The sequence below is a fragment of the Treponema sp. R6D11 genome (assembly GCF_054786075.1).
Genome location: NZ_BDHD01000060.1, coordinates 1 through 10810, shown reverse-complemented (window position 1 = coordinate 10810; position 10810 = coordinate 1). Strand labels below are relative to the sequence as shown.

The 10810-nt window shown below is 42.1% G+C and carries 12 protein-coding genes; 3 read left to right on the top strand and 9 right to left on the bottom strand.

The window, feature by feature from the left end:
- On the top strand, window positions 1–184 hold a 184-nt coding region (locus ACYVTD_RS07045), incomplete at its 5' end, for an ATP-binding protein (protein WP_461247066.1).
- On the top strand, window positions 185–895 hold the full coding sequence (locus ACYVTD_RS07040) for a sigma-70 family RNA polymerase sigma factor (RefSeq protein WP_461247065.1): 711 nt from the start codon (window positions 185–187) through the stop codon (window positions 893–895).
- On the opposite strand, the gene ACYVTD_RS07035 is transcribed toward ACYVTD_RS07040, so the two are convergent.
- Window positions 892–1506, bottom strand: coding sequence for a cell division protein FtsQ/DivIB (locus ACYVTD_RS07035; RefSeq protein WP_461247064.1), 615 nt, complete (start codon window positions 1504–1506; stop codon window positions 892–894). The genes ACYVTD_RS07040 and ACYVTD_RS07035 overlap by 4 nt on opposite strands.
- A 236-nt stretch (window positions 1507–1742) precedes the next feature.
- Between ACYVTD_RS07035 and ACYVTD_RS07030 the strand changes: the two genes are divergently transcribed.
- Window positions 1743–3203, top strand: a complete 1461-nt coding sequence (locus ACYVTD_RS07030; protein ID WP_461247063.1) for a DUF3794 domain-containing protein — start codon at window positions 1743–1745, stop codon at window positions 3201–3203.
- Window positions 3204–3224: 21 nt separating this feature from the next.
- Here ACYVTD_RS07030 and ACYVTD_RS07025 read toward each other — a convergent pair whose 3' ends face one another.
- The 8 genes from ACYVTD_RS07025 to ACYVTD_RS06990 form a co-directional block, all read right to left on the bottom strand.
- Complete coding sequence (locus ACYVTD_RS07025; RefSeq protein WP_461247062.1) at window positions 3225–4121, bottom strand: hypothetical protein; 897 nt, start codon at window positions 4119–4121, stop codon at window positions 3225–3227.
- Window position 4122: 1 nt separating this feature from the next.
- Window positions 4123–5085, bottom strand: a complete 963-nt coding sequence (locus ACYVTD_RS07020) for a hypothetical protein (protein ID WP_461247061.1) — start codon at window positions 5083–5085, stop codon at window positions 4123–4125.
- Window positions 5086–5214: 129 nt separating this feature from the next.
- Window positions 5215–5385 carry a DUF1540 domain-containing protein gene (locus ACYVTD_RS07015; RefSeq protein ID WP_461247060.1) on the bottom strand — a complete coding sequence of 57 codons (171 nt, stop codon included), beginning with the start codon at window positions 5383–5385 and terminating at the stop codon, window positions 5215–5217.
- Between the two features lie 195 nt (window positions 5386–5580).
- Window positions 5581–7611: a penicillin-binding transpeptidase domain-containing protein gene (locus ACYVTD_RS07010; protein WP_461247059.1), complete on the bottom strand. Its 2031-nt coding sequence runs from the start codon at window positions 7609–7611 to the stop codon at window positions 5581–5583.
- A complete protein-coding gene (gene mreD, locus ACYVTD_RS07005) occupies window positions 7592–8077 on the bottom strand; it encodes a rod shape-determining protein MreD (RefSeq protein WP_461247067.1) in 486 nt (161 codons plus the stop codon). Before mreD ends, ACYVTD_RS07010 begins: the two co-directional genes overlap by 20 nt.
- Before the next feature lie 2 nt (window positions 8078–8079).
- Window positions 8080–8901 (bottom strand): rod shape-determining protein MreC, encoded by an 822-nt coding sequence (gene mreC / locus ACYVTD_RS07000; protein ID WP_461247058.1) that lies wholly within the window; start codon window positions 8899–8901, stop codon window positions 8080–8082.
- A 28-nt stretch (window positions 8902–8929) separates the two neighbouring features.
- Window positions 8930–10033 carry an RNA polymerase sigma factor RpoD gene (gene rpoD, locus ACYVTD_RS06995; protein ID WP_461247057.1) on the bottom strand — a complete coding sequence of 368 codons (1104 nt, stop codon included), beginning with the start codon at window positions 10031–10033 and terminating at the stop codon, window positions 8930–8932.
- Window positions 10034–10639 (bottom strand): hypothetical protein, encoded by a 606-nt coding sequence (locus tag ACYVTD_RS06990; protein ID WP_461247056.1) that lies wholly within the window; start codon window positions 10637–10639, stop codon window positions 10034–10036.
- Window positions 10640–10810: the final 171 nt, after the last annotated feature.

The window sequence follows — 10810 nt, the reverse complement described above, 5'->3', positions numbered from 1 at the left end:
CGCAGGCATCAAAGACGTCAAAAAAGCTCGCGAGCCGTTATGGACGTCCGCCAAGGCCGAAGAGCGCAGCGGAATGGGATTCACCGTAATGGAAACTTTTATGGACACCGTCGCTGTTACAAGCGAGGTCGGGCGCGGAACGAGCGTTACTTTGCGCAAAAAATTCGAGATAACCGAGGAATAGATGGAGACGCTCGAACGAATAGAACGCCTGCGAGCAGGCGATTTATCGCAACGGGAGATTATCGTCCAAGAAAATGTTGGGCTTGTTTGGAATGTCGCGAAAAAATTTTATCATCGGCTCGAGCCTGAAGACGCCTTCCAAATAGGCTCAATCGGGCTTTTGAAGGCTATCGACAAGTTCGATAGCTCGTTCGGCGTGCAGTTTTCGACTTATGCCGTCCCTTTAATATTCGGTGAAATACGAAGATTCCTGCGAGATGACGGGATAATAAAAGTAAGCCGAATACTAAAAGAAAACAATCTAAAAATTTTAAAATTCCGAGCAGAATACTCTCAAAAACACGGTTTTGAGCCGAAAATTAGCATGATATCAAAAGCCCTTGGGTTAAACGCGCAAGAGATAACAGATGCGACGGACGCAAATATCTCCTGCGATTTCATTTCGCATAATTTATATGACGGCGAGGGAACCAGCGAGTTAGAAACAAAAGCCTCAAGCGAAAACATCGAAGATGAAGTGCTAAATAAAGTTATTATCAAAGAAATGTTGGGAAACTTGGAGCCCGAGGAACGCCAAGTCATTATGCTTCGTTTTTTCAGCGAAGAGACACAAAGCATAGTAGGAAAAAAACTTGGGCTTTCACAAGTCCAAGTTTCGAGGGTTGAAAAAAGAGTGCTTAAAAAGCTGAAAAACTTGATGCGCCCAGCCTAATAAATCTCTTTAAAATATGCCTTCTCGCCTGATGAAACGTCGATTTCTGCCTTCGTGTTCCCGGCGCTTTTTTGTATGATCTCGCTGAGCAACTTCATTTTTTCATCACGTTTTAAACTATTGCCAAAATCGATTATAAAATCTTTATATTTAATAACAGCTGTTGTCCCGAGCGTAAAATCAATGTATTTTATGCCGTCTATAAACCCATAATCCGCAAACGAGCTTAAAATCCCTACAAATTTATTATATTTTTCTGTCCCTGGAGCTAAAAACGGCTTGCCGATCTTCGTTTCCGTCTCTTTTATCCCTTTAATCTCAATAAGCCCAGCCGGAACAGCCTTTGCAACCGACAAAACATAAGCATCCTCGCTCACAATCACGAAATTGTTTCCTATATATGCGAAAGCTTTCGGCTCCCGCTCTGTCACTTCGAGTGATAATATATTAGGGAAATGCCTTTTCGCCTTTGTTTTCTTGACGCCCGGCACAACAGATAGCCCTTTTTCTATAGTAGAAAGCCTGTGCCACCAAATGTTTTTTCCTTTTAATGTTTCGGCATATCGCGATACAGCCTTGTCCTCGGTTCCTTTTATGTTAACTTTAGCCACAGTGAAAATAGGCAGGCTCCCGCCTCCAAAAATGATAATTAAAAGCAGCAACGTTAGCCAAAAACGCCGCCTTCTCTTCCTTTGACGAATTCGATATTTAACATTTTCCAAGCGATACCACCTCCTCGTTTTGATTATTGTATCATAAAAAACTTTATATTTCAAGCATTATAGTAATAATCTCGCCCCAGCGCGAATAAGATTTTTTATAGTGTAATTAGGAGGAGAATATATCTATGGAAAACGTATTAAACAAAGAGGTTGAGGTTTTTCAAAAAAAGGTTGTAACAAGCGCGGAACAGGTGCCGTTTGAGCTGGATATCGTCATACCAGATTATAAACCAGATGTTATGCGAGTTATCACAAATATTGCGAATATATGCTTGCATTCGAGCAGTTTGCAAAACGGCAAAGTCATCGTCGATGGCAGCATTTCGTTTGATATCGTATACTTAACAGACGATGGGCGCATAACATCCCTGCGCGCAGAACAACCACTAACGCATTCTCTATATTTCCCCGAGGGCGCGGTGTACCAAGACGTGGACATCAAAGCATTGTCGAGCGACGGATTAGTTATTAATAGTAGAAAACTTGGCGTTCGCGCCGTCTTGAGCCTGTCATCAAGCGGTTATATAGCCAATAAGCAAGAGCTAACGCGGGACATCGAAGGCGAATATGAAAAAGCATACGAAAATTTTGAATGCGAAGTGAAAAACAAGGTTTTAGACCAAAAAATAACAGCAAGAGAAAGCATCCCATGCGTTGGAGTCGATGAAATTCTATATTCTAAAGGAAGGATCGTTAACACAAAGGAAAAAGTTGCGGGCAACAAAGTTCTTTTAAAGGGCGAAATCGAGGTTGATCTAGTCCAAATTAAGGGCGTATTGCTAGAAAAAGAGGTTAAAATCCTGCCTTTTAGCGAGATTGCAACTTTAGACGCCGAAGATATTACAGACGTTTCTTGCGAATATAAATTAGAAAAAATTGTGTCAAATGTCTCAAAAAGCGAAAACGAGGAGCTTTCTATAGATGCTAATCTTGTCTGCTCGATCGCAACAACCAGCACAGTTAGCCAAAAAGTGCTAACCGACACCTTTTCGTTGGACAAAAACATCGATGTTTCCTATGAAGATTTCAAATATCCTCAAAAAGTTTTCGGGGAAACTTTAGGATTAGAAGCAGCTGGGCAAATTCAGGCAGACGAGTTCGAAAACATCGTTGATATTTTGTCTAGCGCAGTAATAACAGACAGTTCAGTATCGGGCGAAACGCTGAGTTTGTCAGGTGTTTTGACTGTCGATTTGCTATACAAAACCGCAAGCAATTACGACGGGCAAAAAGTCAAAATCCCATTCGAGAAAAAAGTTCCCGTTGCATCAAGCGGAAGCGTCTATAGCAAAATCAACAATATCGACGTAAAAGCCGAGGTTGGCGCAAGCGGAATTGTGGATATTAAGGCGGATATCGAGATTGACGCGGAAATATACGACGACCGCGCTAAGAAATTTGTCTCAAATGTCGAAGAAAGCGAAGAAAGCATTGAAAACAAGCCGTATGCGCTAAGAATTTATTACACCAAAAGCAATGATTCCGCATGGGAAATCGCCAAAAAATTCAAAATACGCGAAAAAGACGTGCTAGGCGACAACGGTGATGAATTTGCCGAGGGGCAAAAAATCATTCTGCAAGGATAATTTGCAAAAAAATTAAAGCTCCTATGGTAGGAGCTTTTTTATTGTTCCTGTGACGGAAATATCCGTTTTTTCTATAATCGCATCGTCAAACGACTTCATAATTTTTCTAACTTTCTCCGGCGATGCTACGTCGACCCCAATTTTGTATCTCATATCTAAATATATTTGTAAATCGTCTTCAAAAGCAGTGTCCAGCGTCTCCTGGAACGCCTTCGTGTCGTTATAATACATATCCTCGGCTTTTTCCAGCACCTTGGTGTACGAATGCTGCTCTTCCTCGTATACAAAATCCGGATAATGTTCTGCCAAAAGGTCGCAATACGCCTCGGTTTTGAACAGTTCTGCAATGCCTTCTTCCGCACCGTAACCGAAGCCCCAATCGGGTAGCGTTTTGCCAATTTGATTGACAGGAAATTTCTTGAACTTCAGCCCAACTTTACACAAAACCAACTTGTCGTCGTCGTTTCCCGCGGTGTATATCCTTGCGTTTGCGTTGTGGTACATCTCGTGCGCAAATTCCATAATTAGGCTTACATCAACGCCGTTTATCAGCATTTCTTTACCGCTGTTATGCTCCGCGTGCAACACGCCAAAACGCAAACACTTCACTTCGAGATTTTCTTTATTCTGCAACGTCGTCAGGACGAGATATGACTGCTTCGCAGGACCGAAATCATAGCTGAACCACGGTGTCTTCTTGGCTTCGTCTATCATTTTTGCAGAATACTCTGCGCCAAAAAAGTCTTTAGCAATCGGCGTCAAAGCCTCACACATTGCATCAATCTGCTCGGCGGGAATCATTTCCGCGCAAAAAGCGCCGCTCTCAACATTGATATCCTCGATGATGGACGCAAAGGTGTCGAGCGTATCTTCCTTGCTAAATGGCTCGATTTTTTGAATATTTGTAAGTTTTTCCATGTTAAAAACCCAACTTTTTCGCGATTAAAACGTTGCTTTTCGGCCCTGGGTCCATCGATACCGACCTATCCAGCTCAAGGAACAACAGCCGTATTGCTGTTTGTATCTCGTTGCCAGACGTAATTGTAGACCAATCTATGCCTGATTTATTTCGAATCTGCGCATACCTACCGACATCTTGGTCAAAAGCAAGGTCGACTAGCCCGTCAAAAACTTTTTTGTTAGAAGTTCGCAAATATTCAATGTTTTTTGACGCGGTTGCATATCTCTCGTTCAAAACTCCTCGCCTGATCGCCTCTGCTTTTTGGCTCATATGCGCCTCATATTCAAGCGTTCCACTGTATTTCGATGTAACAAAGTTGGAAAAAGCTGTCGCCAAGCCCTCTTCCATGCCGAGCCCAAGGTTATAATGTGCCTCCTGCACTCTATGCCCCGCCCATTTGTGTTTTGTGAGCCTCAGCCCGCATTTTTGATATACTTCATCATCAACGCACGGGTCTCTGCTCGTTCTTGTCGCATGTTCTGTTGTTGCAATATGGTAGGCCTCATGCGCAAAATCGTCGATTCTGCGGAGGCTAAGCGTGTTTTCCTCGCCGTAAATTGCCCTAATTCCACCACATAAAAAGTGAAGCTCGTTGTATTTCGAGTTTTTAACAACGTCCGTGTGCGCAAATGAGCTCTTTTCTGGCGTAACATAAAACCAAGCAACGCTTTTTGCCCTTGAAATCAGCCTTTCTGCAAACTCTTCACCGAAAAATTTCTTTGTTTGCCCGTATATTTCGTTGCATAAAGCTTCTATTTCTCGCTCTGGAATTGCTATTTGTTGATAGCTCGTGTCATACGGAGTTTCTAGCCCGAAAATGTCCTCGCGCTTATATCCTTCTTCACGCAAAGAACGCCCAAGCTCAAATGCCTCGGCGAGCGTTTCCTCTCTTGTAAGAAATGTTGCGCGACGGAATTCCAAAACAATCACTCCTATAATATAATTATATCATATTCCCGCTCCTCGCACAATATCGATTTCGCCGTTTTGTGTTAAAGTTTTGTAAATAAAAAAGACTTCACACCTTGGAAGTCTTTTTGCAATTGCCTCTTAAAAGAATGATTGATTTTTCACAAAAGTTTCGCAAGCCGTCTCGGGCGTGCATGACGCTTGCTTGCCTGTAACGTTAATCGACGGCGCACAACATTTGCATCCTTCATAATTATATTTGCAATCTTTCGCCTCGCAACCAACGCCAGCTAGAATTTTTTGATTGTCCATTTTTTCGCTTCCTCCGATTTAATTTTCTTAAAATTTCCTATTATATATTATGGTCTTTTTTGATGAAAATTATGCTATATTACAGAAATATTACAAGAATTCTTGTAATAAACTTGTAATATTCGTTGTAATAATTATGTAACAATTCTCTAAAACCCGCATTAAATCAGTGTAATATTTTTGTAACAATTAGATTTAAGGTATCAGCGTATTTTTGATGTTATATTTGTCGACAACTTTTGCCTGATTGAAATACTTATCAAAAAGAGCCTTTGCGATGTATGCCGTGTAGCTTCCATGGGCAGCATTTTCGACGACGATGGAGATAGCGATCTCTGGTTTTTCGGCTGGCGCAAATGCAACGAAAATTCCGTTTGTCTTGTTTTTCCCAACCTGTGCCGAACCGGTTTTGCCGGCGATAGGAATAGGATAATTTCTAAATGCGCCGGACGCAGTTCCCGTTTCGGTTACATCCCTCAAACCTTTTTTGACATAATCGAGCGTCGTTTTAGAAATTTTAATCTGGTTTAGCTTGACCGACGTGGCTGTGAAAATTTCTTCGTTGTTTGTTTTCTTTATACTTTTAACAAGATGCGGTTGATATAAAGTTCCACCGTTTGCAACGGCAGCAACAAAGTCCGCTAACTGCAATGGCGTGAACTGGTTATCGCTCTGCCCGATCGCCGCCTGCAATAAATCTCCGTTATACCAAGCTTGCCCGCGCTTTTGTCGCTCTTCTCTACCCGCCAAAACGCCCACTACTTCGTTGTTTCCGGCAATTTCAATGCCTGTTTTTTGCCCAAGCCCAAATTTTTTGCTATATTCGTTTAATTTCGATATGCCAAGCCGTCTGCCAACGTCAAAAAAGTAATAATTGCAGGATACCTTTAGAGCATCAGCGACATTCACAGCCCCGTGCGTCATGTGTTTTGTGTTCCAAAACCAACATGCAGGCTTATAGTTTTTGTCTGTAAATCCCTCATATTCATATACTCCGCGGTCAACAATCTTCTCTTGCGGAGTGATAACGCCCTCTTCAAGCCCGGCGATGGCAGTGAGGATCTTGAAAGTCGACCCTGGAGCATATGCTCCTGAAATTGCCCTGTTGAACAAAGGCTTGCTTTTATCTTGAATAATTTGCGCGTAATCTTTTCTAAAATTCTTTAAATCATATGTCGGATAGCTCGCCATCGCTAAAACTTCGCCAGTATTGACGTCTAAAACAACAGCCGAACCCGAATTCGCACCGCGGCTATCTCCGTATTTTTGTATTTCCAAAATCGTGTTGGCAAGGGATTTTTCAAGGGTTTTTTGCAATTCTAAATCAATGGTTAAAGCCGCATAGCTCCCAGCTTCAGGCTCTGTTTTGATCGTGCTAATTTCGCCCGTTTTGCTGTCTGTGTATGTCGAAGAAACTCCGTCGACCCCTTTTAAGTACGTCTCAAGATATTTTTCAAGCCCTTCTTTTCCGATTAAATCCGTCTTTTTATATCCTTTGTCTCTCTTTTCTTCATATTCTTTTTCGCTGATAACGCCGACACTACCCAAAATATGGCTAGCAATCTTAGGCGACGCATATCTTCTCTCCGGTATGCTGTTGACAACCGCGCCTAAAAATTTGTCTGATTGTTCCTTAAAAATCATCATCGAATCGGTTGAAATGCTTGTTGAAAAGGTGTATGACGCAAGTTTAGAGAACCCTTGCTTCGTCATCTCATAGCGCACGCCGGCTACAATTCTCTTCTGCCCGACGGTCAATTTTTCGTCTATGTCATATTTTTTTATAGCCGCGTTTAATAAGTCTTTTGCGGTTGTTGTTTTCGGAAGATTGAACTCCTCTAAAACGGCAGAAAAGTCCTCTCCCACGAAAACCGGTTCTTTATCAAACGAAATAGGAAATTCGTCAACATATGTGTCCCCATTCGAGAGCAAAACTTGAGCAGAATTTAATATTAGCTTATTTATTCCGGTTTTTTTGGCATCGCTATACTGAAAAATTAGCGAGAACCCGGATTCGTTGGTCACGATTGGTCTGCCATATCGATCATAGATCTCTCCGCGAGGCGCAATTATAACATCTTGCGCCATCGTGCGGTTAATCGCCATGTTGAGATAATATTTATACTTAACTAATTGAAACCAGACAAGCGCAACAAGGCTGATGCCGAAAAACACAACCATCGATATAAATAAAAATCGCGCTCTTTTATAATTTGATGTATTCATGTAAAGGCTCCATTAGGTAATATAACGCCAACCCCAAAATCGACGTTATAACTCCATCAACTAAAAACGTGTTCGCCAAAACTACCCAGAGATTACCGACGTTAGACGTGAACAAAGATACAATAAGCATGATTGCGTTATATATAATAGAAGAAAAAAAGAAAAAAATCATAATCGTTAGGGGTTTTTTCTTCATAAAAGCCATAGATAGCTTGTTTGCGCCGCACGCAATAAGCATGTATATAATGCCGTTTTGTCCAGTCGGGAAGCCTGCTGAAATGTCGACCAACAGCCCGACTATCGCTCCCCAAATTATAGCTTCAATTGTGCTCCCTGTTTTTGCAATGCATATAACAAAAATAAAAGACAGCGGGAGAGCGAACCCGAAAAAGCTTATAGATTTTTGCATCGTGAATAATAAAACTAAGAAAACAGCAAAAATAACATTTTTTATTACATCGCGCATCGTCATTTTATAATCACGACCACTTCTTTGAGAGTAGAAAAATTCACAGCAGGCGTGATGATAGCGGTCTGCGTCGTTGTCTGGCTATCTATTTTAATGTCGTCGATTGACCCGATTATGATTCCCATAGGATATATCCCTCCCCTGCCTGAGGTTTGAACAACATCTCCGGAGATCAAAATTGCGTTTTTGGATACATACGTCAGTTCGCACAAAAGCCTGTGCACCAGATCTAGCCGCCCTTGAGTAATGGTGGCTGCTCCCGTTCGCGCAATCTCGCCGCTAACAGAAACGTCAGCGTTTAATATAGTTTTCACCGTCGCCCAAGTTGCTCCAACGCTCGATACATACCCGACGAGCCCGCGAGGAGAAACAACGGTGGAATTAACGGTTATCCCGTCATTTTTGCCGCGATTTATCGTGAATTCGGATTGCCAATTAGTCATATTGTTGGAAATGATCTGCGCTGTTTTGTTTTTATATTTATGATAATTATCCTTAAGCCCTAAAAGCGCGCGCAATCTCTCGTTTTCGTTTTTGTAATTGTCTAATTCCGTTTTGTTCTTCTTTAGCGATTCGTTTTCCTCTTTTAATATCTCGTTTTCGTTTATGATTTTGCTAGTGTCTTGAAAATGCGCGAAAAATCCGCTCCAATCCGCTCCTGTTTTCTTGAAAAATTCTGTGATCGGCGCAACAACTGTGTTAAATCCGTCAGTGCCAACATTTTCGCGAGCAATATTGTTCGTCCAAAGCATTATGCATACAAAAAAAGCGATGGTAATCGAAAAGAGTGTTATCAAAATTTTGTTTTCCCAAGGCTTCATTTTTTCGATTTTCTCCTCGCTGTTTCTTTTATCTTTCGCTTTCCTCTAAAAACTCGCGCAACTTCTTCGAGCGTGATGGGTGGCGCATTTTTCTAAGCGCCTTCGCTTCAATCTGGCGGATTCTCTCCCTCGTTACGTCGAAATACTGCCCAACTTCTTCAAGCGTCTTTGCCTTGCCGTCGTCTAACCCGAATCTCATACGCAAAACTTGCTCTTCACGGAAGGTTAATGTTGCTAAAATATTTAATAATTGGTCTTTTAATAATGCAAAACTAGCGGCGTCAACAGGCGATAACGCGTCCTCATCCTGAATGAAATCGCCTAGATGCGAATCATCTTCTTCGCCAATAGGAGTTTCCAAAGAAACCGGCTCCTGAGCCATTCTTTGTATCTCGATCACGCGCTCAATCGGCAGCTCCATCTCGGTTGCGATTTGTTCGATTGACGGCTCCTTACCATACTCTTGCAACAGTTGGCGAGAAACGCGCAGCAAGCGATTTATCGTCTCAACCATATGAACAGGGATCCTAATCGTCCTCGCTTGGTCGGCAATCGCGCGTGTGATAGCCTGACGAATCCACCATGTCGCGTATGTCGAGAACTTAAAGTTTTTAGTGTGATCGAATTTTTCAACAGCTTTTATTAGCCCTAAATTTCCTTCTTGAATCAGATCCAAAAACGGCATCCCGCGCCCAACATATCTCTTCGCGATAGAAACAACCAAACGCAGGTTTGCCTTCGAAAGGTCGCGCCGCGCCTGATTGTCGCCCTCGAGCATCCTTGTCGCTAAGTCTGCTTCTTCCTCGATGGTAAGCAACGGGATTTTGCCGATTTCTTTTAGGTACTGACGAATCGGGTCATCCGTGCCGACGTTTTCGTTAATATTCTCGTCTATGCTCTCGGCAGCGTCAACAACTTCCTCTTCCTCAATCTCGGTTAGCTCGGCCTCGATGTTCCCAATCTCAATTCCCATGCTCTCAAGCTTTTCATAAAAAGCCTCGATTTGTTCGGGAGCAAGCTCGATTGATTCAAGCGCGGTCATGATCTCCTCATAAGAAATCATACCCTGTTTCTTGCCTTTCTCAATCAACTTTTTCATTATTTCTTTTTTGTCGATAACTTTTTCCGCCATTTACTCTTGCCCCTTTTGTATTATTTCCTGCATCCCTGCAACATCGTTCACTTCCGCAAGCTTGATAAGCTCTTTCTTCCTGTTTTCTTTTTTGATTATGTATAAAAGTTCGTCTATTAATAAATCGCTTGCCGGCTCTTTCTCTCCCATAAAAATCTCTGCTATCTCGCTCTGGCTCTCAACAAAATTCTCGTCGGCTAGCATGTCTGTCGCTGTTTTTCCTTTTTCAAGCTCTGCGAATATTGATTTGTATAATTCGCTTGAAAAGGTGTCTTTCGTTATGTTTTTTTTGCTTGCCTTCGCAAAATCTGCTGCGATAATTATCAAAAGTTTTTTCTCGCTATCGCTCGAAGGTTGCAACAATATATTATCCCCGCTCGGCGTCGATGCTATTCGCTTTGGCCTTGATTTGCCAAGCTTGGATAACTCGCTCGCTAGGCTCTCTTTGGAAACTCCCGTCTCCTCAGCGATTTTGCCGATGTATATCTCTTTTTCAATGTCGCTATCTATCTTTGAAAGCAGCGCGACAACGTCTTTGATGTAACTTATTTTGTCTGATGAGTTTTTCAAATCATATTTGTCGGCTAGGCTCTTATATGTGAACAAGTTGATAGCTGCTGCCGATTGTAAAACTTTTTAAAATGCCAGTTTTCCAAATGTCTGTATGAATTCATCAGGGTCTTTTGCCCCGTCCCAAACTTCGACTTAAACGTTTAAATGCGCATCGCGCAGACTTTCAATCGCATTTTTTGTTGCCTCTTTGCCAGCGTCGCCCTC

Excerpts from the sequence above, each read along its gene's own strand:
- ACYVTD_RS07040 (WP_461247065.1), top strand. The coding sequence starts at position 185 with ATGGAGACGCTCGAACGAATAGAACGCCTGCGAGCAGGCGATTTATCG.
- ACYVTD_RS07030 (WP_461247063.1), top strand. The coding sequence starts at position 1,743 with ATGGAAAACGTATTAAACAAAGAGGTTGAGGTTTTTCAAAAAAAGGTT.
- ACYVTD_RS07025 (WP_461247062.1), bottom strand. The coding sequence starts at position 4,121 with ATGGAAAAACTTACAAATATTCAAAAAATCGAGCCATTTAGCAAGGAA.
- ACYVTD_RS07015 (WP_461247060.1), bottom strand. The coding sequence starts at position 5,385 with ATGGACAATCAAAAAATTCTAGCTGGCGTTGGTTGCGAGGCGAAAGAT.
- ACYVTD_RS07010 (WP_461247059.1), bottom strand. The coding sequence starts at position 7,611 with ATGAATACATCAAATTATAAAAGAGCGCGATTTTTATTTATATCGATG.
- mreD (WP_461247067.1), bottom strand. The coding sequence starts at position 8,077 with ATGCGCGATGTAATAAAAAATGTTATTTTTGCTGTTTTCTTAGTTTTA.
- mreC (WP_461247058.1), bottom strand. The coding sequence starts at position 8,901 with ATGAAGCCTTGGGAAAACAAAATTTTGATAACACTCTTTTCGATTACC.
- rpoD (WP_461247057.1), bottom strand. The coding sequence starts at position 10,033 with ATGGCGGAAAAAGTTATCGACAAAAAAGAAATAATGAAAAAGTTGATT.